General features: G+C 66.8%; 19 protein-coding genes. 13 read left to right on the top strand and 6 right to left on the bottom strand.

Annotated features, from left to right (window positions below; translation table 11 throughout):
* Window positions 1-10: 10 nt before the first annotated feature.
* The 7 genes from nuoI (at window position 11) to IPK27_06025 (ending at window position 7,357) form a co-directional block, all read left to right on the top strand.
* Window positions 11-499, top strand: a complete 489-nt coding sequence (gene nuoI, locus IPK27_06055; protein MBK8067187.1) for an NADH-quinone oxidoreductase subunit NuoI — start codon at window positions 11-13, stop codon at window positions 497-499.
* Between the two features lie 21 nt (window positions 500-520).
* Entirely contained in the window at window positions 521-1,135 is a 615-nt protein-coding gene (locus IPK27_06050) for an NADH-quinone oxidoreductase subunit J (GenBank protein MBK8067186.1), read from the top strand.
* Complete coding sequence (nuoK, locus tag IPK27_06045) at window positions 1,132-1,443, top strand: NADH-quinone oxidoreductase subunit NuoK (GenBank protein MBK8067185.1); 312 nt, start codon at window positions 1,132-1,134, stop codon at window positions 1,441-1,443. Before IPK27_06050 ends, nuoK begins: the two co-directional genes overlap by 4 nt.
* 1 nt (window position 1,444) lies before the next feature.
* Window positions 1,445-3,460 (top strand): NADH-quinone oxidoreductase subunit L, encoded by a 2,016-nt coding sequence (gene nuoL, locus IPK27_06040; protein ID MBK8067184.1) that lies wholly within the window; start codon window positions 1,445-1,447, stop codon window positions 3,458-3,460.
* A 226-nt stretch (window positions 3,461-3,686) separates the two neighbouring features.
* Entirely contained in the window at window positions 3,687-5,216 is a 1,530-nt protein-coding gene (locus IPK27_06035) for an NADH-quinone oxidoreductase subunit M (GenBank protein MBK8067183.1), read from the top strand.
* A gap of 13 nt (window positions 5,217-5,229) precedes the next feature.
* Window positions 5,230-6,669 carry an NADH-quinone oxidoreductase subunit NuoN gene (nuoN, locus tag IPK27_06030; GenBank protein ID MBK8067182.1) on the top strand — a complete coding sequence of 480 codons (1,440 nt, stop codon included), beginning with the start codon at window positions 5,230-5,232 and terminating at the stop codon, window positions 6,667-6,669.
* A gap of 124 nt (window positions 6,670-6,793) precedes the next feature.
* Window positions 6,794-7,357 carry a DUF4399 domain-containing protein gene (locus IPK27_06025; GenBank protein MBK8067181.1) on the top strand — a complete coding sequence of 188 codons (564 nt, stop codon included), beginning with the start codon at window positions 6,794-6,796 and terminating at the stop codon, window positions 7,355-7,357.
* On the opposite strand, the gene IPK27_06020 is transcribed toward IPK27_06025, so the two are convergent.
* Both IPK27_06020 and alkA read right to left on the bottom strand, forming a co-directional pair.
* Window positions 7,239-8,072, bottom strand: a complete 834-nt coding sequence (locus IPK27_06020; GenBank protein ID MBK8067180.1) for a methylated-DNA--[protein]-cysteine S-methyltransferase — start codon at window positions 8,070-8,072, stop codon at window positions 7,239-7,241. The two genes, IPK27_06025 and IPK27_06020, sit on opposite strands and share 119 nt — an antisense overlap.
* Window positions 8,069-9,493: a DNA-3-methyladenine glycosylase 2 gene (gene alkA / locus IPK27_06015; GenBank protein ID MBK8067179.1), complete on the bottom strand. Its 1,425-nt coding sequence runs from the start codon at window positions 9,491-9,493 to the stop codon at window positions 8,069-8,071. The genes IPK27_06020 and alkA overlap by 4 nt, the downstream gene beginning before the upstream one ends.
* A gap of 185 nt (window positions 9,494-9,678) precedes the next feature.
* Here alkA and IPK27_06010 point away from each other — a divergent pair, with 185 nt between their 5' ends.
* Together IPK27_06010 and IPK27_06005 are read left to right on the top strand one after the other, a co-directional pair.
* On the top strand, window positions 9,679-10,524 hold the full coding sequence (locus IPK27_06010) for a sterol desaturase family protein (protein MBK8067178.1): 846 nt from the start codon (window positions 9,679-9,681) through the stop codon (window positions 10,522-10,524).
* A gap of 76 nt (window positions 10,525-10,600) precedes the next feature.
* Window positions 10,601-12,097: a DUF4139 domain-containing protein gene (locus IPK27_06005; GenBank protein ID MBK8067177.1), complete on the top strand. Its 1,497-nt coding sequence runs from the start codon at window positions 10,601-10,603 to the stop codon at window positions 12,095-12,097.
* A gap of 336 nt (window positions 12,098-12,433) precedes the next feature.
* Here the strand turns inward: IPK27_06005 and IPK27_06000 are convergent, their stop codons facing one another.
* The 3 genes from IPK27_06000 to IPK27_05990 all read right to left on the bottom strand — a co-directional run bounded on the left by IPK27_06000 (window position 12,434) and on the right by IPK27_05990 (window position 16,474).
* On the bottom strand, window positions 12,434-13,312 hold the full coding sequence (locus tag IPK27_06000; GenBank protein ID MBK8067176.1) for a hypothetical protein: 879 nt from the start codon (window positions 13,310-13,312) through the stop codon (window positions 12,434-12,436).
* A 139-nt stretch (window positions 13,313-13,451) separates the two neighbouring features.
* Window positions 13,452-14,966 carry an iron-sulfur cluster carrier protein ApbC gene (gene apbC, locus IPK27_05995; GenBank protein MBK8067175.1) on the bottom strand — a complete coding sequence of 505 codons (1,515 nt, stop codon included), beginning with the start codon at window positions 14,964-14,966 and terminating at the stop codon, window positions 13,452-13,454.
* Window positions 14,967-15,049: 83 nt separating this feature from the next.
* The gene (locus IPK27_05990) at window positions 15,050-16,474 is read right to left on the bottom strand and encodes a hypothetical protein (protein MBK8067174.1); all 1,425 of its coding nucleotides are present in this window, start codon (window positions 16,472-16,474) and stop codon (window positions 15,050-15,052) included.
* 128 nt (window positions 16,475-16,602) lie between these two features.
* Between IPK27_05990 and IPK27_05985 the strand changes: the two genes are divergently transcribed.
* Genes IPK27_05985 through IPK27_05975 form a run of 3 tightly spaced genes read left to right on the top strand, consistent with a single transcriptional unit; the run spans window position 16,603 to window position 19,630 of the window.
* The gene (locus IPK27_05985; GenBank protein ID MBK8067173.1) at window positions 16,603-17,142 is read left to right on the top strand and encodes a sigma-70 family RNA polymerase sigma factor; all 540 of its coding nucleotides are present in this window, start codon (window positions 16,603-16,605) and stop codon (window positions 17,140-17,142) included.
* Window positions 17,139-17,396: a hypothetical protein gene (locus tag IPK27_05980; protein ID MBK8067172.1), complete on the top strand. Its 258-nt coding sequence runs from the start codon at window positions 17,139-17,141 to the stop codon at window positions 17,394-17,396. Before IPK27_05985 ends, IPK27_05980 begins: the two co-directional genes overlap by 4 nt.
* Window positions 17,397-17,410: 14 nt before the next feature.
* Window positions 17,411-19,630, top strand: a complete 2,220-nt coding sequence (locus tag IPK27_05975) for a serine/threonine protein kinase (protein ID MBK8067171.1) — start codon at window positions 17,411-17,413, stop codon at window positions 19,628-19,630.
* A gap of 35 nt (window positions 19,631-19,665) precedes the next feature.
* On the opposite strand, the gene IPK27_05970 is transcribed toward IPK27_05975, so the two are convergent.
* A complete protein-coding gene (locus IPK27_05970) occupies window positions 19,666-20,262 on the bottom strand; it encodes a glycine zipper 2TM domain-containing protein (GenBank protein MBK8067170.1) in 597 nt (198 codons plus the stop codon).
* 188 nt (window positions 20,263-20,450) lie between these two features.
* Here IPK27_05970 and metG point away from each other — a divergent pair, with 188 nt between their 5' ends.
* Complete coding sequence (metG, locus tag IPK27_05965) at window positions 20,451-22,550, top strand: methionine--tRNA ligase (protein ID MBK8067169.1); 2,100 nt, start codon at window positions 20,451-20,453, stop codon at window positions 22,548-22,550.
* Window positions 22,551-22,625: the final 75 nt, after the last annotated feature.

Raw genomic sequence — 22,625 nt, 5'->3', positions numbered from 1 at the left:
GGAGAGAGCCATGGGCGCCATTACGCACTACTTCAAGAGCTTGATGCTGAAGGAATTGCTGGTCGGCCTGTCGCTGACCGGACGCTATTTCTTCCGTCCCAAGTACACCCTGCGCTACCCCGAAGAGAAGTCGCCGAAGTCGCACCGATTCCGCGGTCTGCACGCCCTGCGCCGCTATCCCAATGGCGAGGAACGCTGCATCGCCTGCAAGCTGTGCGAGGCGGTGTGCCCGGCGCTGGCGATCACCATCGATTCGGAGCAGCGCGCGGACGGCACCCGCCGCACCACGCGCTACGAGATCGACCTCTTCAAGTGCATCTTCTGCGGATTCTGCGAGGAGTCCTGCCCGGTGGATTCGATCGTGGAGACCCACATCTCCGAATACCACTTCGAAACCCGCGGCGAGAGCGTGGTCGGCAAGCAGCAGTTGCTCGCCATCGGCGACCGCTTCGAGAAAGAGATCGCCCAGGCCCGGGCACTCGACGCCCCCTACCGTTAATGCGCCGCTGAAGACCCGACCATGAGCTTCGAGCCGATCATCTTCCTTGCCCTGGCGACGATGCTGGTCATCGCCGCCGGTGCGGTGGTCACCCTGCGCAATCCGGTGCATGCCGCGATGAGCCTGGTGCTGACCTTCTTCACCAGCGCGATGCTGTGGATCCTGCTGCGCGCCGAATTCCTCGGCATCACCCTGGTGCTGGTCTACGTCGGCGCGGTGATGGTGCTGTTCCTGTTCGTGGTCATGATGCTCGACATCAACGTCGCGCCGCTGCGCGAGGGCTTCGCGCGCTACCTGCCGGTCGGCATCCTGGTCGCGGCAATCATGGCCGCGGAAATGGTCGCGGTGCTCGGCAGCCGCCACTTCGGGCTCGACAAGTTCGCCGCGCCCGCGCCGGTGATCGAAGGCAGCAACACCGAGGCGCTCGGCCGGCTGCTCTACACCGATTACGTCTATCCCTTCGAGATCGCCGCGGTGATCCTGCTGGTGGCCATCATCGCCGCGATCGCGCTGACCCACCGCCGCCGCGAGGGCGTCAAGACGCAGGACCCTAGCAAGCAGACGATGGTGCGCAAGGCCGACCGCCTGCGCGTGGTGAAGATGCCGTCCGATTCCAAGGAGGGACACGGCGCATGAACGCGATTCCCCTGTCCTGGTGGCTGATCCTGGCCGGCCTGCTGTTCTGCATCAGCGTCGCCGGCATCTTCATCAACCGCAAGAACATCATCATCCTGCTGATGGCTATCGAGTTGATGCTGCTCAGCGTCAACATGAACTTCATCGCCTTCTCGCGCTACCTCGACGACATGGCGGGCCAGGTGTTCGTGTTCTTCATCCTGACCGTCGCCGCCGCCGAGGCCGCGATCGGCCTGGCCATCCTGGTGGTGGTGTTCCGCAACCGGCGCACGATCAACGTCGCCGAACTCGACACGATGCGCGGCTGACATGATCACGAAATCGCTACTGCTGACGACCGCCCTCGCGCCGCTGCTCGGAGCCATCCTTGCGGGCCTGTTCGGCCGCCAGATCGGCCGCGCCGGTGCGCACACGGTGACCATCCTCGGGGTCGCCGTCAGCGCGGGCTTGAGCGCATACGTGCTCAAGTTGATCGCGTTCGACGGCGCCGAACCGGTCAACATGACCATCTACAACTGGTTCCAGATCGGCTCGATCAAGGCCGAGGTCGGCTTCCTGGTCGACGCCCTGACCGCGACGATGATGGTGGTGGTCACCAGCGTGTCGCTGATGGTGCACATCTACACCATCGGCTACATGGAAGAGGATCCGGGCTACCAGCGCTTCTTCGGCTACATCTCGCTGTTCACCTTCTCGATGCTGATGCTCGTGATGAGCAACAACTTCATGCAGCTGTTCTTCGGCTGGGAAGCTGTGGGCCTCGTCTCCTACCTGCTGATCGGCTTCTGGTTCAAGCGCCCGACGGCGATCTTCGCCAACCTCAAGGCCTTCCTGGTCAACCGCGTGGGCGATTTCGGCTTCCTGCTCGGCATCGGCATGGTGCTGGCCTACCTCGGCAGCCTGGATTACGCCACCGTGTTCGCCGCGGCGCCGACGCTGGTCGGCCAGACCTTCAACCCTTATGGCGCGGTCGAGTGGGCGGTGCCGACGGTGATCTGCCTGCTGTTGTTCGTCGGCGCGATGGGCAAGAGCGCCCAGGTCCCGCTGCACGTCTGGCTGCCGGACTCGATGGAAGGCCCGACCCCGATCTCCGCGCTGATCCACGCGGCGACCATGGTCACCGCCGGCATCTTCATGGTGGCGCGCATGTCGCCGCTGTTCGAGCTGTCCGAAACCGCGCTCAGCGTGATCCTGGTGATCGGCTCGATCACCGCGCTGTTCATGGGCTTCATCGGCATCGTGCAGAACGACATCAAGCGCGTGGTGGCCTACTCCACCCTGTCGCAGCTCGGCTACATGACGGTCGCGCTCGGCGCCTCGGCCTACTCGGCCGCGATCTTCCACCTGATGACCCACGCCTTCTTCAAGGCGCTGCTGTTCCTCGGCGCCGGCTCGGTGATCATCGCCATGCACCACGAGCAGGACCTGCGCAAGATGGGCGGATTGCGCAAGTACATGCCGATCACCTTCATCACCGCCTGGGTCGGCACGCTGGCCCTGATGGGCTTTCCGGGCACCAGCGGCTTCTATTCCAAGGACGCGATCCTGATCGCGGTCGAGCACGCTACCCGTCCGGGCGCGACGCTCGCCTACTGGTCGCTGCTGATTGGCGTCGGCGTGACCGCCTTCTACTCCTTCCGCATGCTCTACCTCGCCTTCCACGGCAAGGAACGCTTCGGCCACGACAGTCACGGCCATGGACATGACGCGCACCACGGGCACGACGACCATGGCCACGGCGATCACAAGCCGCACGAGACCCCGTGGGTGGTGACCCTGCCGCTGGTCCTGCTGGCGATCCCGTCGCTGCTGATCGGCTTCTTCACCGCCGGCCCGATGCTGTTCGGCGACTTCTTCGGCAATGCGATCTTCCTCGCCGAAGGCCGTGCGCCGCTGGCCGAGATGGCGCACCACTTCGAGCACGGCCCGCTGGCCTTCGCGCTGCACGGCTTCATGACCTGGCCCGTGTGGATCGCGCTGTTCGGGGCAGGCCTGGCCACCTACATCTACCTGCTGAACCCGGCCATCGCCGACAAGCTGCACAAGGCCTTTGGCCCGATCCCGCGCATCCTCGAGCGCAAGTACGGCTTCGACGAGTTCAACCAGGCGGTGTTCGCGCGCGGCAGCGTGGCCCTCGGCCGCCTGTTCTGGCGTGTCTGCGACCAGGCAGTGATCGACGGCATGCTGGTCGACGGCTCGGCGGGCACGGTGTCGCGCATCGCCTACGTGGTGCGCCGCCTGCAGTCCGGCTTCCTGTTCCACTACGCCTTCATGATGATCCTCGGTCTGATCGTCATCGTCGGCGCGTTCGCGCTGCTGCAGTGAGGCGAGGCATGAAGAGCCTTGGAGGGCACGAGGGCACGAGGGCACGAGGGCACGCGAAAGCGGAGCCCGGTGAACTTGCGCGTGAATCGCGCTCCAGATCAGGTGCGATGCGGCTACACAGGAGCGCGCTTCTGCGTGCCCTCTTGCCCTCGTGCCCTCGTGCCCTCGCCAAGTGCCCTCGTGCCCTCATGGGCACCCAACAGATACCTACAAGAACCTGACGCCAATGCTTGCCGACTGGCCCCTGCTGTCCCTCCTCGTCTGGCTGCCGATCGCTGGCGCCGTCGCCGTGCTCGTCACTGGCGACCGCAATGCCGGCGCGGCCAAATGGCTCGCGCTGATCGTGGCGCTGGCCACGGCCGCGCTGTGCATCCCGTTGTGGTCGAACTTCGACACCACGACCAGCGCGATGCAGTTCGTCGAGCGCACACCGTGGATCGCGGCCTTTTCGATTGAATACCACCTCGGCATCGACGGCTTCAGCCTGCCGCTGATCGCGCTGACCTCGATCGTCACGGTGCTGGTGCTGATCGCCGGCTGGGAAGTGATCGACTACAAGCCGACCCAGTACGTCGCCGCCTTCCTCGCGCTCGCCGGCCTCATGAACGGCGTTTTCGCGGCGCAGGACGCGTTGCTGTTCTACGTGTTCTTCGAAGGCATGCTGATCCCGATGTTCATCATCATCGGCGTCTGGGGTGGCCCGCGGCGCGTTTACGCGACGATGAAGTTCTTCCTGTACACCTTCCTCGGCTCGGTGTTCATGCTGCTGGGCCTGATCTACCTGTACCTGAAGGGCCAGAGCTTCCAGCTTGCCGACATGCAGGCGATGACGCTGACGATGGGCGAGCAGACCTGGCTGTTCTTCGCCTTCCTGCTGGCCTTCGCGGTCAAGATCCCGATGTGGCCGGTGCACACCTGGTTGCCGGACGCGCACGTCGAGGCGCCGACCGGCGGTTCGATGGTGCTGGCCGCGGTGATGCTGAAGATCGGCGGCTACGGCTTCCTGCGCTTCTCGCTGCCGATCGCCCCCGACGCGAGCGCCGAATTCGCCTGGCTGATCATCGCCATGTCGCTGATCGCGGTGGTCTACATCGGCTTCGTGGCGCTTGCGCAGCAGGACATGAAGAAGCTGATCGCCTATTCCTCGATCAGCCACATGGGCTTCGTCACCCTCGGCCTGTTCATCGCTTTCGCGCTGGTCGCCAAGAGCAACTCGCCGGACACGGCGGCGCTCGGCGTGCAGGGTGCGATGGTGCAGATGATCTCGCACGGCTTCGTGTCGGCGGCGATGTTCGGCGCGGTCGGCGTGCTGTACGACCGCATGCACTCGCGCCAGATCGCCGATTACGGCGGTGTGGTCAACACCATGCCGTGGTTCGCCACTTTCATGGTCTTCTTCGCGATGGCGAACTGCGGCCTGCCGGGCACCAGCGGCTTTGTCGGCGAGTTCATGGTGATCCTGGCGACGGTCAAGACCAGCCTGGGCCTGGCCGCGCTGGCTGGCCTGACGCTGATCATCGGCGCCGCCTACACCCTGTGGCTGGTCAAGCGCGTCATCTTCGGCGATGTCGCCAATTCCCACGTCGCGGAACTGACCGACCTCAACGGCCGCGAATGGATCGTCATGGGCGTGCTTGCCTTCTTCGTGCTGCTGATCGGCCTGTGGCCGGCGCCGCTGATCGACGTGATGCAGACCAGCGTCGAGGCCCTGCTGCGCCATGTGACGACCACCAAGCTCATCGGCATTCCGGGTTGAGGGACACGCGAACATGATCAAGACCTGGACCGATTTGCTGCCGCTGCTGCCGGAGCTGTTCCTGCTCGGCATGACCAGCGTGATCCTGATTGCCGGCCTCTACATCGATGAGCGTCGCCGCGGGCTGGTGCATTTCCTGGCGACACTGACGCTGGTGTTCACCGCGATCCTCACCCTGCGCGATTTCGCGATGGGCGAGCGCGTTGCCGTAGCCGGCGGCATGTTCATCCGCGACGGGATGGGCGATGTGCTCAAGCTGTTCGTCTACCTGACGACGGCGATCGTCTTCGTCTACGCCAAGTTCTACCTGCGCACGCACAAGCTGTTCGTCGCCGAGTTCTACACCCTGGCGCTGTTCGCGGTGCTCGGCATGTGCATCCTTGTTTCCGGCGGCAACCTGCTGACGGTCTACCTCGGTCTCGAACTGATGGCGCTCAGCTGCTACGCGCTGGTCGCGATGGACCGCGAATCCCCGGTGGCCGCCGAGTCGGCGATGAAGTACTTCGTGCTTGGCGCCCTGGCTTCGGGCCTGCTGCTGTACGGCATGTCGATGCTCTATGGCATGACCGGCAGCCTGGACCTGGCGGAGATCGCCACGCGCCTGTCCTCCGGCGACCAGCCGAAGGTGGTGTTGGCCTTCGCGGTGGTGTTTATCGTGGTCGGCGTCGGCTTCAAGCTCGGCGCAGTGCCCTTCCACATGTGGGTGCCGGACGTCTACCAGGGCGCGCCGACTGCGATCACGCTGTTCCTCGCCTCGGCGCCCAAACTGGCGGGAGTCGGCATGGCTTTCCGCCTGCTGTCCGAGGGCCTGGAACCGCTGGTGCGCGACTGGTCGCAGATGCTCGGTTTCCTTGCGCTGCTGTCCATGATCGTGGGCAACCTCGCCGCCATCGCGCAGACCAACATCAAGCGCATGCTCGCCTACTCCACCATCTCGCACGTCGGCTTCGTGCTGCTCGGCATCATGAGTGGCACCGACGCCGGCATGGCGGCCGCAATGTTCTACGCGATCACCTACGCGCTGATGACCACTGGCGCCTTCGGCATGATCATCGCGCTGTCGAACGCCGGTTTCGAGTGCGACAAGATCGACGACTTCAAGGGCTTGAACCAGCGCAACCCATGGTTCGCCTTCCTGATGCTGCTGATCATGGGCTCGCTGGCCGGCTTCCCGCCGCTGGTCGGGTTCTTCTCCAAGCTCTACGTGCTGCAGGCGGCGATCAACGCCGGCTGGCTGTGGCTCGCGATCGTGGCCGTGGTCATGGCGGTGATCGGCGCCTACTACTACCTGCGCATCATCAAGGTCATGTACTTCGACGAGCCCGAGCACGAACACCTGCTGCAGGCGCCGGGGGACGTGCGCGTGGTGCTGGCGGCCAATGGCCTGCTGCAACTCGGCCTGACCTTCTTCGTCGGCACGCTGACGGCGCTCTGCGTCGCGGCCTGGCAGTAAGCGCATTGGGTGGTACGCGCGGCTGCGCCGCGCTCAGTGGTGAGTGGTGAGTGGCAAAGGCCTCTCACTGCTCCATGGCATTCGATTACGGCATGATCTGCGCTCCCTGACCGGAGCCGACTCCATGCGCCTCGCCCTGCTCTCGTTCCTGCTGTTGCCCGTCGTCGCCTTCGGCGGCCCGCTGCCGCGTACGGCGGCGCCGGCGGGTGCCAAGGTCTATTTCATTTCGCCGGAAAACGGCGCAAAGCTGAAGAGCCCGGTCACCGTGCGCTTCGGCCTGTCTGGCATGGGTGTGGCACCGGCCGGAACGGTCAAGGATGCGACTGGCCACCACCACCTGTTGATCGACGTGGACACGCTACCGCCGGCCGACATGCCGATCCCGGCGGACGACAAGCACCGCCACTTCGGCGGCGGCCAGACCGAGGTCAGCGTCGAACTGGCGCCGGGCAAGCACACCCTGCAACTGCTGCTGGGCGATGCGAATCACATCCCGCACGATCCGCCGGTGGTCAGCGAAAAATCACCATCGAGGTCGAGTGACCGGTGGCGGCTGGCGGGTGCTGGCCTCAGCCTTCGCCCAGCGCGGTCGACGGCAGCCAGCCCGGCTCGCCGGTTTCCGGGATCGCGGAAACCCCGCCGCCGAACTCGAAGGCCTCCAGCACACGCGCGCCGGTCTCCACCGTGAGCTCGCGCGCCGAGTAGCCGCGCACCGCGGCGCCAGCGTCACCATTCCCGCGGAACCACGCTTCCGGCACCCAGCCGACCCGGCCGTCCGTGGCCTGCGCCCAGCGCCAGCCGGGAAACTCGCCATCGTCCGGGCGCGCCTGGAAGCGGACCCGCTCACCCACATCCACCGCGATCGGGTCCGCGTACTGCGTGGTGTAAGCGGATCGCACCTGCCGCCACGGCAGGCCCCTGCCCTGCTCCAGGTCGAGCAGCGCGCGCTTGCGACCCAGCCCACCGGCATAACCGGTCAGGCTGCCATCGCTGCCGACCACCCGGTGACACGGAATCAGCACCGAAACCGGATTGCGGCCGATCGCCGCAGCAACCGCACGGGTTGCGCGCGGCATACCGAGATCCCGCGCCAGTGCGGCGTAGCTGGTCGTGTTGCCCGACGGAATCCGCAGCAGCGCATCCCACACGGCGCGCTGGAACGGCGTGCCGCGCGGCGCCAGCGGTGGCCGCGGAGCACCGCTGCCGCCAGTGAAGAAATCGCGCAGCCAGTGTGCCGCAGCGGCCAGAGCCGGATGGTCGGTCTCATGGACTGCGCGAGTGCCGTCCTGTGCTGGCGGCTCGTGCTGCTGGCCGCGGAACCAGAGCCCGCACAAGCCCTCCGCGGTCGCTGCCAGCCGCACGGGGCCGAGCTGCGTGTCGATGCTTGCCGAATACAGGTTCATGACTGTCTCCACAGATGCAAGGTGGCGTAACCGCGCCATGGGCGCCAGCGTTCGGCAGCGGCAAGCACCGCTCGCGGGGTCTGGTCGACGAACGCGCGGCGGATGATCAGATCGGTGTGCGGAAAGGCGTCTGGCCACGACAGGCAGCGCAGCGCGATGTACTGCGCGGTCCATTCGCCGATGCCCGGCAGTGCGCGCAAGCGCTCCAGGGTTGGCTCCACCGGGGCATCCGGGTCCAGCCGCAGCTCGCCAGCGACGAGCGCGCGCGCGAGTGCCTGGATGCTGCGCGCGCGCGTCGCCAGGATTCCGAGCGCGCTGAGTTCGCTCTCGCCGGCTGCCGCCACGCGAGCGGCATCCGGGAAGGCGTGCGTCAACCCGGCATGGACCGTCTGCACCGGCGTCCCCAGGCTCTGCGCCATGCGGCCGGCCAGCGTGGTCGCGGCGGCCACGCTGACCTGCTGGCCCAGGATCGCGCGCACCGCCTGCTCGAAACTGTCGATGGACCCGGGCAGGCGCAGGCCCGGCTCGCCTGCCGCCAACTCGCCAAGAACCGCGCTGACGCGATGCGGATCGCAGTCGAGGTCGAACTGCCGGCGCACGCCGGCAAGCAGCGGCGCCAGCGCGCGGCGCAGGTCGGGATCGACGGTCAGCAGCAACTGGGATCGCTGCGGCAGGTGGCGAACCTCGATCCAACCGAGGCTTTCGCTGCCGCCCGCAGCCATGCGCACGATGCGCCGATAGCCATCGCCCACGACCTGCTCGACGCCCGGCACCGCGCGTGCCCGCAGGAAAGCGAGGATCGCGTCCCATGCATAGGGTGGCCGGTAGTCCAGCGCCAGCGTCAGGCCCTCGCTGGCGACCGCAGGCGTATCCCGCCGCAACTGCGTGGGCGCCAGCCGATAGCGTTCGCGGAACAGCGCATTGAAGCGCCGCAAGCTGTGGAAACCCGCCGCGAGCGCCACCTCGCCCACCGGCAGCGCGGTCTCGGTCAACAGGCGCTTCGCCAGCAGCAGCCGCTGGGTCTGCAGCCACGCCACCGGCGTGACCCCGTAGTGCGCGACGAATACCCGGCGCAGATGGCGCTCGGTGACGCCAACGCGTGCGGCGACCGCGCCCAGACCGGCGTCGCCGACGCCGGCATCCAGCAGGCGCGCGGCGGCCTGCGCCAGCGCGTCCGGAGAGTCGATCAACGACACGCCGGGCGCCAGTTCGGGCCGGCAGCGCAGGCAGGGCCGGAAGCCCGCCGACTCGGCCGCCGCGGCGTGCTCGAAGAACCGGCAGGAGCTCGCTTTCGGCGTGCGCACGCGGCAGATCGGGCGGCAATAGATGCCGGTGGTGGTCACCGCGACGAAGAAGCGCCCGTCGAAACGACGGTCGCGGCTGACGAGGGCGGTGTAGGCAGCGGCGGGATCGAGTGTCATGGCGCCATCGTAGCCTCCGGACGCAATCCCGGCTCGCCGTTTTCGGACCTTTGGTTCCAGCATCCGGACCGGGAACTCGCGCTGTGCGCAAACGGTCGACAGCCAACCCGCTAGAATCCCTTGATCGGGCGGATGCCGCCCTCCCCGCATGCAAACCGCGCCAACGGCGCGATGGAGTCCGCTACGTGGTCATCGAGTTCCTGCAAAGCCTGCTGACCGGCACGCCGAAGATCCTGGCGCTGTGCGCCGCCGGACTCGCGGTGGAGTACTGGCGCCCGGCCGAGAAGAACCAGCCGGCATCGGCGATCGTGTTCAATTGCATCTGGATCGTCAATTTCGTCGTCGGCACGAACCTGGTCATGCTGCTGTTCGGTCAGCTGATCCCGATGGGCGTGGCGGCGCTTGGCGGGCCGCTGGTCAACCTGAAGTTCAGTGAGGGCATTGTCGGCGGCCTCAGCCAGTTCTTCCTGCTGCTGCTGTTGCACGACTTCGGCTACTACTGCTTCCACCGTTGCCAGCACACCTGGGCGTGGTTCTGGGCGCACCACAAGCTGCACCACACCGAGGTCCACATGAACGCGACCACCAGTTTCCGCCATCACTGGATGGAGAATGTCTATCGCATCCCGTTCATCTTCATCCCGATGGGCCTGGTCAATGTGGACGGTGCCTACACCGTGCTGGTGTGGGACCTGGCGCTGGTCTGGGCGATCTTCACCCACATGAACCTCAGGCTGTCGATGGGGCCGCTGACGCCCTTCCTCGCCGGCCCCCAGGTGCACCGTATCCACCATTCCTCGCTGCCGGAGCACCAGAACAAGAACTTCGCCGCCTTTTTCCCGATCTGGGACGTGCTGCTCGGCACCTGGCACCGGCCGCGCAAGGACGAGTTCCCGCCGTGCGGCATGACTGACGGCGAGGAAACCCGCTCGGTGTGGCAGGCGCACACCGGCGTCTTCGTGGACTGGTACAAGCTGTGGAAGAACCGCGCCGGGGCCCGGCGGCGGGCGGCGCTGGCGAAATCGGCCTGAATGGGTTAACCCCTATCAGCCCTCGCGAGCGTTTTCAAGCGCAGACTGCATCCAGCCCGCATCAGGAAACCCTGCCATGCTCCGCACTGCCCTTGCCGCCGCGATCGCCATGACTTTCTCCACCGTCCTGCCGGCCGCGCGGGCCGATTACGCACTGACCATCTACAGCTCCGCGCAACCCGGCCAGATCAACGTCGGTGCGCTGTCGGGTTATGGCGCGATCGGCCTGCCTGGCTACGCGCTGGTGCGCGACCAGCGCAAGATGGCGGTGCCCAAGGGCCGCGGCGAAGTGCGCTTCACCGACGTCGCCAAGCTGATCGACCCGACCACCGTGAGCTTCGCCTCGGTCACGGATCCTGACGGCACCCGCGTGCTCGAGCAGAACTTCCAGTTCGACCTGGTCAGCGCGGAGAAGCTGATGGACCGCTACATCGGCCAGCGCATCAGCGTCGAGCGCGCGGACGGCAGCGAGATCCAGCGCATCGACGGCACGCTGCTGGGCACCCAGGGCGCGCTGCTGCTGCAGCTCGACAGCGGCGAAGTCAGCTCGCTGTCGCGCTACGACAATGTGCGTTTCCCCTCGCTGCCCGGTGGCCTGATCACGCGCCCGACGCTGGTCTGGCTGACCGACAGCGCCCGCGGCGGCGATCACGATGCGCAGGTCGCGTACCAGACCCGCGGCATGACCTGGTGGGCGGACTACAACGTCACCCTGAACGAATCCGCGGGCGGCTGCTCGATGGACCTCGCCGCGTGGGTGACCATCGTCAACCAGTCGGGCGGCAGTTTCCCGCAGGCCAAGCTCAAACTCGTCGCCGGCGAAGTGAATCGCGCTCCCGCCGCACCGGCGCCGACGATGATGAAGCGCGACATGGTCGCGATGGCCGCGCCGCAGGAGCCAGATGGCTTCCAGGAGTCCTCGCTGTTCGAGTACCACCTGTACACCCTCGGCCGCCGCAGCGATCTGCCGGACAACTCGACCAAGCAACTGGAGCTGTTCCCGGCGGCTGTCGGAGTCGGCTGCAAGAAGCAACTGGTGTTCAGCGCTAGCCCCTACGCCTACCCGCTGTGGGGCGGCCAGCCGAACATGGACCAGGGCCTCGGTGCCACCCACAAGGGCGAGGTCGGCGCCTTCCTCGAATTCGCCAACAAGGCCGAGAACCGCATGGGCATGCCGCTGCCGGCCGGCCGTATCCGCGTCAACCAGGCCTCGAAGGATGGCTCGCTGGAATTCATCGGCGAAGACCTGATCGCGCATACCCCGCGCAACGAGACACTGCGAATCAAGCTCGGCAACTCCTTCGACGTGGTCGGGGAGCGCAAGCAGGTCGACTTCAAGCTCGACACCACCCAGAAGTTCCTCGACGAGACCTTCGAGATCGAGGTCCGCAACCACAAGCAGGTCGCCGCCGAAGTGGTGATCCGCGAGTACTTCTACCGCTGGAGCGGCTGGGAACTGCTGCAGACCACCGTCAAGGGCGACAAGCGCGACCAGCAGACCATGGACTTCACCGTGCTGATCCCGGCCGATGGCACGGCGAAGGTGCGCTACACCGTGCGCTATCGGTGGTGAGGTGGGGCGAACGGCTGGAACGGGCCGTTTCGCAAGCAGGGTCAAACGTGAAACGTAAAACGTCAACTTGCCTCGCGCGCAATTGACGTTTTACGTTTCACGTTTGACTTTGCTGCGTACGGGCCTGGGCGAAGCCCGAGGCAACGCCCTCACTCCCCGATATCTTCGTTCCAAAGCTCGGGCCCGGCCGTCATGAACTCGGCCATCAGCTGCTTGCAGCGTGGGTCGTCGACCACGGTGAGTTCGACGCCGCGGCTCTTCAGCAGCGCTTCCTCGCCCATCAAGCTGACGTTCTCGCCGGAGCACAACGGGCAAGGGGACGGCCTTAGGCGAGAATCAGATTCGGTGGCAGACAATCCCGTTGGCGCCATCGCTGCGGCAAGCGTAACGCGGTCCCACGCCAGCGTCTACTACCGGGATGCCTAATCGACGAGCATGCTCGAGAAAGTCCGTGACAGAAAACCCATGACTGAACTCGCCTTCACCTTCCCGAGCATCACTCGCATTTCTCCATACCGGATTCCCGTCAGGGTCGAAGGTTCCGGTCACGACACCGTGCGGCGTCTCTGGCGTGAATTCGATCACTGCAGTGCTGCCTCCTGGCGTAAATCGCACGACCACCCGGGTATAGGTATCAATACCGTGGAAGATTGCCTCCAGTCGCGCCACAATCCAGTCGATCAGTCGAAGCCCAGCGGCCCTTCTTGCCTGCAGCGCGCGGCGCGTATATTCGCGGACTCTCTGCTCAACGCCGAAATTTCTGGCAACGTCATACGCGGTCATGCCGGCACTTACGCACTCGGACTGCGGGCAGCCCGGCAGCCCTAGCTCTGCAGCATCAACATCAATCGACTCTTTCAGAGTTCCGCCTGTCGCAATATAGAAATCGTATAGATCTGCGAAGAAACTTGATTCGTCCGATGCCAGCGGAACGGGATAGGCGACATTCTGGTATGTGCACGCGCCACCCGCCTTCGCATCTCCCTTGAGCGAAGGGTCTTTCCCATTGGTCGCACACCCCATGCCTACTTGCTCACGCGAGATCTCAAACTTGCTGGCCCAGTTTTGTGGCAGGTTGTAGATGCCCCTGAATGAAGAAGGTGCAGCCATCGCGGCCATCTGCTCGGCCATAGCTGGCGTGCAATAGTCGCAGCGCACCCAGGTGGTCTCGGCGAGGCAAACACCAGTCGCTGCCATTGCCAGAATTGCGATCAAGGACCTCACACTTGCTCCTGTTGGGATGGACGATGAAGCAAGATACCCAAGAAAAACATGTGTCAATTGTTGACATTTGAAACTAAGGTTGATCCGAATTCATCACTTCGAGTCTACATTGTGCGTTGGTCACCCCGACTCACTCCCCGATATCCTCGTTCCAAAGCTCGGGCCGTGCCGCCATGAAATCCGCCATCAGCTGCTTGCAGCGTGGGTCGTCGACGACGGTGAGTTCGACGCCGCGGCTCTTCAGCAGCGCTTCCTCGCCCATGAAGCTGACGTTCTCGCCAACGATCACACGCGGGATGCCGTACAGCAGGATCGCGCCCGAGCACATCGGGCACGGCGAAAGCGTGGTGTACAGCGTGCACTCGCGGTAGACCTTCGCCGGCAGGCGCCCGGCGTTTTCCAGCGCATCCATCTCGCCGTGCAGCACCGTGCTGCCCTTCTGCACCCGGCGGTTGTGGCCGCGGCCGATGATCCTTCCCTGGTGCACGATGACCGAACCGATCGGGATCCCGCCTTCGGCGACTCCCTGTTCGGCTTCTTCGATGGCGGCAAGCAGGTAGGGGTCCATTTGGGGGCTCCAGTTGGTGGCAATTGGGGTGCGGACGAGGCACGACAGGCGTGCGGCGACTTTGCGGCCGATCTCGCGGTAGGTGGCGGCGATGTTCGAGGCCGGCTCGGCGATCACCGTCGGGTGGCCGGAATCGGATTCCTCGCGGATGCGGATGTCGAGCGGCAAGCGCCCGAGCAGCGCCACGCCGTATTGCTCGGCCATGCGCTCGCCGCCGCCGGTGCCGAAGATGGGTTCCTCGTGGCCGCATTTGGAGCACACGTGGGTGCTCATGTTCTCCACCACGCCGAGCACCGGCACGGCGACTTTCTCGAACATCTTCAATCCCTTGCGCGCGTCGAGCAGGGCGATGTCCTGCGGCGTGGTGACCACCACGGCGCAGGAGACCGGCACGCGCTGGCACAGGGTCAGCTGGATGTCGCCGGTGCCGGGCGGCAGGTCGATGACGAGGTAGTCCAGCCCCTGCCAGTCGGTCTCGTTGAGCAACTGCTGCAGCGCCTGGGTCACCATCGGGCCGCGCCAGATCATCGGCGTGTCTTCCTCGACCATGAAGCCGATCGACATCACCTGCAGGCCGTAGGCGGACTTCGGCACGATCACCTTGCCATCGCGGGTGTCCGGCTTGCCGCTGACGCCGAGCATGCGCGGCTGGCTGGGGCCGTAGATGTCGGCGTCGAGGATGCCGACCGTGGCGCCCTCGGCAGCCAGCGCCAGCGCCAGGTTGACCGCGGTGGTGCTCTTGCCGACGCCGCCCTTGCCGCTGGCGACCGCGATGATGTTCTTGACCTCGGGCAGCGGCGTCAGGCCCTGCTGCACCTTGTGCGCAATCACCTGCCAATGGAGGTCCACCACCGCCACATCGATGCGCGGATCGCCTTCCAGCGCGGCCTTGATCTCATTGGCGAACTGCGGCCCCCAGCCCTCGGCCGGGTACCCGAGCACGATCTCGACCGCGACACGGGCGCCGTCGACACCGACGCCACGCACCGAACCCGCGGCAACCAGGTTCTCGCCATGGTTGGGATCGACGATCTGCGCCAGCAGCGCGCGGACGTCGTCTGCACTCAATCCGGACATGCGGTGACTCCTTCAACGGAAGCCGCCGAGTATGCGGCAGCTTCCGTCTGGACGTCGTCATCCGTGGCGAGCAGCAACCGCACTCATTCGAAGCCATCCGCGAACGGGCGGTCCGAGCCGAAGCGCAGCAGGCCCATCTGCTCGCCGCTGGCGCTGCCGCCATTGGTGGGGAACACAGTGCCTGCGACGATGACGCGACCGTCCATCAGGGTCATCGCTTGGACCCGTTCGTGGCCGACGCCATTGCCTCCCAGGTCGAGCGCGGCCCGGGTCTGTCCGATGACGTTGAAACGCGGATCGAAGTTGCCGTCCGGCAGCAGGCGCAGCACGCCGAAGTCGCCGTTCAGCGGCACCGCGGTGCCGGTTTGCACCGCCGCCACCAGCCGATCCTGCCCGTCCACCGCGCAATCGGCGACGTTCGAGGTCGGAAACACGTCGATGAAGGGCTGGACGATGCGGCCGTCGGTGCTGAAGCTCGGGTCCAGCATTCCACCTGGAGTAAGGCGTGCAAACGCCATCACCGACTGGTTGCTGTTGTTGCCGTAGGTGATGCGCCCGCACAGGTGGATCCGTCCCTGCGAATCGACCGCCCCGGACTCCGCCCAGTCGTGGGTCAGTTGCAGGTTGTGCAGGTCGGCGAAGCTCACGATCGCATAGCCGTTGACGCCGAAGGTCGGGTCGATCTGCCCGGTTGACGACAAGCGCGCCGCGAACATGCCGACGTCCCCGGTGCCGATGGCAATGAAGCGGCCGTCGCCCAGCCGGACCAGTCTGGAAACGTAGGCAAAGGTGCTGCCCGGCGGCTGCAGCAGGGTATAGCCAGACGTGCCGAAACCGCCCGCGACCGAGCCGTCCTCGTTCAGCATCAGGACCAGCGCGTCGAGGTGGTCCGGATTGCCCGGATTCACTCCGACGCGGCCGCCGATCAGGATGCGGTTGTCGGGCAGGCCGATCGCCGTCTGCGCGTTTTCCTCGCCGTTGTCGATCAGCGCAAGCGTGGGTTCGACGCAACCATCGCCATCGAAGCCGGGATCCAGGTTGCCGGCCACCGCATAGCGGCAGACCAGCACCTTGGGCCGGGCCCCGCCGCCCGGGTAGCGGATGCCGTAGACGATGGGCTTGCCGTCGGCGCGCACCAGCACGCCGCTGGCCCATTGGTTCTGCGATGCGAGCGCCGCGCTCACCGGAGACGCCAGGCCGTCGCTGCTGAAGGCGGTGTCCAGCTGGCCGTCCGCCATGAACCGGGCGAGGCCGAAGCGCACCCGATTCACGCCCTGGACCAGCGCACCAATGGACGCTGCAAGGTAGATGCGCCCGCTGGGACTGACCGCGATGCCCTTGGCGGTATCGGCGAAGTCAGGGGTCTGGTCGAAGCTGGTGATCGAGACTCCGCCGGTGCCAAAGCCTGGATCGAGGATGCCTTCGAGCGGCGGGGCCGCCAGCGCGGCGACACCAGGCAGGATGGACAGACCGATAGCCGACAGCGTGTTGCGCAGGAAGGCCTGCATGGTTCGCTCCGTTGGGGGGATGTACCCGGATACGGAGTTCCGTGGCGGACTCCATCACGCCGCGGGTGCTGGCTTGATCGGCGGCGACAGCCGATAGTTCAGTTTTCGCGGATCACGCCGGGGCATCGGTGAGCGACGACATCACCCAGCGGCTGAATGCAGGAGACGACGGCATCCCGGCGGCGGTCTACGCCACCCTGCGCCGGCTGGCGCAGCAACAACTGTCGCGCCAGCGCGGGGTGGCCACGCTGAATGCCACGGCCCTGGTCAACGAAGCCTGGCTCAAGCTGGCGGGCAGCGGCTCGCAATGGCAGAGCCGCGAGCACTACCTGGCGACCATGGCCCGGGTCATGCGCCACGTGCTGATCGACGCCGTGCGCGAACGCCAGGCCGTGCGCCGCGGCGGCGACTGGGAACGCGTGACCCTGGAATCCACGGATCCCGGCGGTGGCGCGAGCGAACAGTTCGATCTCATGGTGATCGACCAGGCGCTCGCGCGGCTGCGCGAGTTCGACCCGCGCCTGGAGCAGGTATTCGAACTGCGCTTCTTCGGCGGCTGCACGATCGAGGAGACATCGGTCGCACTCGGCCTGTCGACGGCCACCGTGGAGCGGGACTTGCGCGCGGCGCGCGCCTTCGTCGCGGCGCAACTGGGCGGCGCGCCGTGAATGCGGCCGACTGGCAGGCCGTGCGCGCCTTGTTCGATGCGCTGTGCGACCTGCCCGCCACGGAGCGGCAGCGGCGGATCGAGGAAGCCGGACTCGACCCACAGCGCAGAGCCCTGCTGCAATCGATGCTGGCAGCCGATGGCGGCGCTGCGCTGCGCGACGATGCAGCCGCGCAGGCGCCCGAGGTCGTCGCCGCGCTGGCGCCGGACGAACGGCCGGGATCCTCGCCGGCCCGTGGCGGATCGAGACCCTGATCGGCGCCGGCGGCATGGGGCGGGTCTACCGCGCGCGCCGGGAAGATGGTCGCTACGAGGGCCTGGCGGCGATCAAGTTCGTCGCCGAGGCGGCCAATCCGGGCTTTTTCCTGCACGAGCGGCACGTGCTCGCGCGCCTTGCGCATCCCGGCATCGCACGACTGCTGGACGCCGGCGAGGATGCGCGCGGGCAGCCTTACCTGGTGATGGAGTACGTCGACGGCATACCGATCGATGCGCACTGCGAAGCCATTGGCGCGGATGCGCGCACACGGATCGCACTGGTCATCGCGGCCGCGCGGGCGATTGCGCACGCGCATGCCCAATGGGTGCTGCACCGGGACCTGAAGCCCGCCAACCTGCTGGTGGACAGGCAAGGCCAGGTCAAGGTGCTGGATTTTGGCGTCGCCAAGTTGCTGGACCGCACCGGCGACGACCCGCAACTCACCTCTGCGCGCTACTTCACCCTACGGCATGCGGCACCGGAACAGATCGCCGGAGAGCCGACCGGCACTGGCGTCGATCTGTTCGCACTCGCGGTGATCCTGTTCGAATTGCTGGCGGGAACTCATCCGTTCGCAGTTCTGGCCGGCGAGGGCCGCAGCTTCGCCGAGCGCGTGCTCGCGGGCGACGCCACGCCGCTGCGCCGCGCGCTGCGGAACGCGGGCGTATTGCGTGGCCTGCGCGCGCGCGACCTCGAAGCGGTGCTGGCAAAGGCCCTGGCGCGCGATCCGGCGGCGCGCTACGCGTCCGTGCAGGAATTCGCCGACGAACTCGAGCGGGTAGTCGATGACCGCGCAGTTCTGGCGCGCCCGCCGTCGACAGCCGAGCAAGTCGCGCGCCTGGCGCGTCGCCACCGCGCGGGTTTTGCGCTGGGCGCTGTGGCGCTGCTGGCACTGGTCGGCGTCAGTGGCGTGGCGCTGTGGCAGGCCGATGCGGCCGCGCGCGAGCGCGACGCGGCGCAGCGGGAGGCGGCCCGTGCTGAGCGCATTGCGGATTTCCTGACCGGATTGTTCGAAGCGGCCCAGCCGCTGCGCAACCAGGGACGCGTGCCCAGCGCGCGCGACCTGCTCGATCGCGGCCGCGAACAGCTGGCCCACGACGCCACCCTGGATCCCGCCGTACGCGGCGCCCTGCTGGCCAGCGTGGCGGACAGCTATCGCGCACTCGGCCACTATGCGGAAGCCGAGACCCTGCTGCGCGAAGCGGTCGACCAGGCGGTCGCCGGGGATCCGCGCCTGCCCGCATGGCAGTTGCAGCTGGGCCGCGTGCACAACTTCCAATCCCGCTGGACCGATGCCGAGCGCGAATTGCGTCGCGGCCTGCAGATGGCCGGTGGCGACCCGATGCTCCAGGCCGGCCTGCAGCGACAACTGGCGGTGAGCCTGTTGAACCAGGAACGCGCCACCGATGCCGAGAGCGCCGCGCGCGCGGCACTGGCACAGCTCCGCGCTTTTCCGGGCGCTCCGACCCGCGACCTGGTCGACACCGAGATGCTGCTGGCGACCATGGCCTACAGCCGCAACGACCTGCCGGCGGCGCTGTCCGCCTACGAAGGCATCGTCGCTGCGCAGCGCGCCGGCAGCGCCGCAGACCAGCAATCGCTCGTGACTTCGCTGAACAACCTGGCGGCGATCGAAATGCGCCTGGACCGGCTGGACGTCGCCGTTGCGCACTATCGCGAGGCGATCGCCCTGGCGCGCTCGCAGTTCGGCGCGCGCAACCGGGAAGTCGCCTTGCCACTGCTCGGGCTTGGCAGTGCGCTGCGTGCCCTGGGCCAGGTCGACGCGGCTCGCGAGGTGCTGGCCGAATCGCATTCGATCTACCGCGAATGGTCCGGAGCTGCGCACGCGGAAACCGCGTATGCCGCCCTGCTGCTGGGTGAGCTCGAATGGCTTCGCGGCGATGCAGCCGCGGCGCGAGTGCTCTCCGATGCCATTGGCGAGACTCTGGCCGCCGACCATCCGACGTCGGTCAAGGCCTGTCGCGCCGACCTGTTGGCACTCGCGCTCATGGACGACGCCAGCGAGGCCTCGTCGCGCCAGCGGGCAGCGGTCGCGTGTCTCTCCGCCGATGCCGTACAGCCGAATCTGCGACTGCTGGCGCGGTGGGTCGGCCTGCAACGCGGATTGGCGGAGCCAGCCAAGGCCGGCGAACTGGCTGCCGCCGCGCGCGCCCTGGTGCCACGCGACGACACCCTGCGCCAGGCGCTGGAGCGCAGCGCGCTGGACTGAAGACGGCGGCGCACTTCAGCGCCGCCGCCAAGAACTCAGTCGGCCGGTTCCACCGCGACGCGCACGCGGATTTCGGTGCCGGGCTGGCGCTCGCTGAAGGTGTGACCGATGGTGCCGTTGTAGTCGTAGGTCACGTCGTAGCCGATCAACTGGCGCTCGCGGCGATAGTCGTCGCGCACGGCGCAACGGCGCTCGTTTACGGTGCGCTCGTAGCGCGGGCCGTAGCCCTCGTAATAGCCGCCGCGATAGCGCTGGTTGTCGCGCGCAACGGAGGCGCCGAGCGCAACGCCAGCGAGGGTCGCTGCGGCGCGTCCGTCGCCATGCCCGAACTGGTTGCCGATCAGGCCGCCGATGATGCCGCCGACGATTTCAGGGGTGCCGCTGCGGTTGCGCTCGTAGCGTGCGTAGCGCGGCTGCTCCACATAGGTCACCGGCTCGTTCCAGCACACTTCGCGCGGCTCCGCATAGGAGACATCGTCATAGACCGGCTGCACGTCCACCACGCGGGCGAAGTCGTAGCCGACACTCCCCTGGTCGCGATAGCCCGCGTCGTAATAACCCTGGGCCGCTGCCACATTGGCAAGGCCCGCGAGCGCCACAGCCAGAACCGAATTGCGAGCAAGATTCACCATGACCCATTCTCCTCACGCAGGCCCGCGACGAAACGCGCGGTTGGTGAGGGCACAGCCTAAGCAGGAGGTCTGAATTGCTTCTGAATCCGGCGGGCCGCGCTGGCGTCGATTCAGCTTCGCGAGTCGAGTCGGGGTTCCCTCTCGCTGACGCATAATCCCGCCCCTGTCCTGGAAGACAAGCCGAACTCATGGAACGCCGCGACATCCTCGTCACCAACGCTCTGCCCTACGCCAACGGGCACCTTCATCTAGGCCACCTCGTTGGCTATATCCAGGCCGACATCTGGGTCCGCGCGCAGCGCCTGATGGGCCACACGGTGCACTTCGTCTGTGCCGACGACACCCACGGCACGCCGATCATGCTCGCGGCCGAAAAGGTCGGCGTCAGCCCCGAAGAATTCGTCAAGCCGATGCAGGTCTCGCACGAGCGCGACTTCGCGGCCTTCGGCGTGGCCTTCGACCACTACCACTCCACCCACAGCGAAGAAAACCGCACGATCACCGAATCGATCTACGCCGCGCTGAAGGCGCGCGGGGCGATCGGCGTGCGCGCCGTCGAGCAATTCTACGACCCGGTCAAGTCGATGTTCCTGCCGGACCGCTACGTCAAGGGCGAGTGCCCCAAGTGCGGCACCGCCGACCAGTACGGCGACAACTGCGAGAACTGCGGCGCCACCTATGCGCCGACCGACCTCAAGAACCCGTACTCGGTGGTCTCCGGCGCGCGGCCGGAGCTGCGCGCGTCGGAGCATTACTTCTTCGAACTGTCCCAGTTCCAGGACTTCCTCACCGGCTTCCTGGCCGATGAAAACGTCGCCCATCCCGGCGTGCGCGCCAAGCTGCGCGAGTGGCTGGACGCGGGCCTGAAGGCCTGGGACATCTCGCGCGATGCGCCCTACTTCGGCTTCGAGATCCCCGGCGCGCCGGGCAAGTACTTCTACGTCTGGCTGGACGCGCCGATCGGCTACCTCGCGAGCTTCCGCGCCTACTGCGACCGCACCGGGATGGACTACGACCGCTACCTGAAGCCCGGCCACGCCACCGAGATGCACCATTTCATTGGCAAGGACATCGTCAACTTCCACGGGCTGTTCTGGCCGGCGGTGCTGCACGGTTCCGGCCACCGCGTGCCGACGGCGATCCACGTCAACGGCTACCTGACGGTCAACGGCGCGAAGATGAGCAAGTCGCGCGGCACCTTCATCCAGGCGCGCACCTGGCTGGATGCCGGGCTCAATCCGGATTACCTGCGCTACTACTACGCGGGCAAGTCCAGCGGCGGCGTCGAGGACCTGGACCTCAACCTCGACGACTTCGCGCTGCGGGTCAACGCCGACCTGGTCGGCAAGTTCGTCAACATCGCCAGCCGCTGCGCGGGTTTCGTGAGCAAGTTCTTCGATGGCCGGCTGGCGCAACTCGATGCCGCCGACCTCGGCATCTACGCCGAGCACTCCGCGCGCCTGCACGCGCGCTGCCGCAGCGCCTATGACGCGCGAGACTTCGGCCTGGTGCTGCGCGAGGTGATGGCGGTGGCGGACAGCGTCAACGGCCTGATCGCCGAACGCGCGCCGTGGGTGCTGGCCAAGGACGAAGCCAAGCGCGCGGAACTGCACGCGATCTGCTCGCTCGCGCTGTCGCTGTTCCGTCTGCTCGCAGCCTGGCTGAAACCGATCGTCCCCGCGCTGGCGCAGGCCAGCGAGGACTTCCTCGGCGCCATCATCCGCGCCTTCGAGGACGTCGCCGAGCCGCTGCCCGCGGGCCACGCGATCAAGCCCTTCAGCGCGCTTGCCACCCGCGTCGATCCCAAGCACATCGAAGCCATGGTCGAAGCCTCCAAGGACACCCTCGCCGCCGCACCGGAGAAGCAGCCCGCCAAACCGGCCAAGGCTGCGCCCAGCGCACCCCCGCCCCCAGCCCCCAGCCCCGCTCCTGCTTCTCCAGCCCCCGGCGCAAATGCCGACCCCATCACCATCGACCAATTCACCGCCATCGACCTGCGCATCGCGCGGATCGCCGCGGCCGAGGCGGTGCCGGAGGCCGACAAGCTGCTGCGCCTGCAACTGGACCTCGGCGCGCTCGGCACGTGCCAGGTGTTTGCCGGGATCAAGAGCTCCTACGATCCGACCGCGCTGGTCGGTCGCCTGACCGTGATGGTCGCCAACCTGGCGCCGCGCAAGATGCGCTTCGGCATGAGTGAGGGGATGGTTCTGGCCGCCTCCGACGAGCGCGGCGGGCCGTTCCTGCTGGCGCCGGACGCCGGCGCGGAGCCGGGGATGCGGGTCAAATGAGCACGGGAGCGCCGGTGAATCGCTGCGCGATCCACCGACCAACGCTCGCTTCGGACTGCTCGATCGCATGAACCC

It is taken from the genome of Rhodanobacteraceae bacterium (genome assembly GCA_016713135.1).
Classification (GTDB): Bacteria; Pseudomonadota; Gammaproteobacteria; order Xanthomonadales; family SZUA-5; genus JADKFD01.
The sequence above is the reverse complement of the archived record's forward strand: the minus strand, read 5'-3'. Positions and strand labels throughout refer to the sequence as shown.

Bases quoted from the DNA above. Each gene is read 5' to 3' on its own strand.
- nuoI (MBK8067187.1), top strand. From the start codon at position 11: ATGGGCGCCATTACGCACTACTTCAAGAGCTTGATGCTGAAGGAATTG.
- IPK27_06050 (MBK8067186.1), top strand. From the start codon at position 521: ATGAGCTTCGAGCCGATCATCTTCCTTGCCCTGGCGACGATGCTGGTC.
- nuoK (MBK8067185.1), top strand. From the start codon at position 1,132: ATGAACGCGATTCCCCTGTCCTGGTGGCTGATCCTGGCCGGCCTGCTG.
- nuoL (MBK8067184.1), top strand. From the start codon at position 1,445: ATGATCACGAAATCGCTACTGCTGACGACCGCCCTCGCGCCGCTGCTC.
- IPK27_06035 (MBK8067183.1), top strand. From the start codon at position 3,687: ATGCTTGCCGACTGGCCCCTGCTGTCCCTCCTCGTCTGGCTGCCGATC.
- nuoN (MBK8067182.1), top strand. From the start codon at position 5,230: ATGATCAAGACCTGGACCGATTTGCTGCCGCTGCTGCCGGAGCTGTTC.
- IPK27_06025 (MBK8067181.1), top strand. From the start codon at position 6,794: ATGCGCCTCGCCCTGCTCTCGTTCCTGCTGTTGCCCGTCGTCGCCTTC.
- IPK27_06020 (MBK8067180.1), bottom strand. From the start codon at position 8,072: ATGAACCTGTATTCGGCAAGCATCGACACGCAGCTCGGCCCCGTGCGG.
- alkA (MBK8067179.1), bottom strand. From the start codon at position 9,493: ATGACACTCGATCCCGCCGCTGCCTACACCGCCCTCGTCAGCCGCGAC.
- IPK27_06005 (MBK8067177.1), top strand. From the start codon at position 10,601: ATGCTCCGCACTGCCCTTGCCGCCGCGATCGCCATGACTTTCTCCACC.
- apbC (MBK8067175.1), bottom strand. From the start codon at position 14,966: ATGTCCGGATTGAGTGCAGACGACGTCCGCGCGCTGCTGGCGCAGATC.
- IPK27_05990 (MBK8067174.1), bottom strand. From the start codon at position 16,474: ATGCAGGCCTTCCTGCGCAACACGCTGTCGGCTATCGGTCTGTCCATC.
- IPK27_05975 (MBK8067171.1), top strand. From the start codon at position 17,411: ATGGGGCGGGTCTACCGCGCGCGCCGGGAAGATGGTCGCTACGAGGGC.
- IPK27_05970 (MBK8067170.1), bottom strand. From the start codon at position 20,262: ATGGTGAATCTTGCTCGCAATTCGGTTCTGGCTGTGGCGCTCGCGGGC.
- metG (MBK8067169.1), top strand. From the start codon at position 20,451: ATGGAACGCCGCGACATCCTCGTCACCAACGCTCTGCCCTACGCCAAC.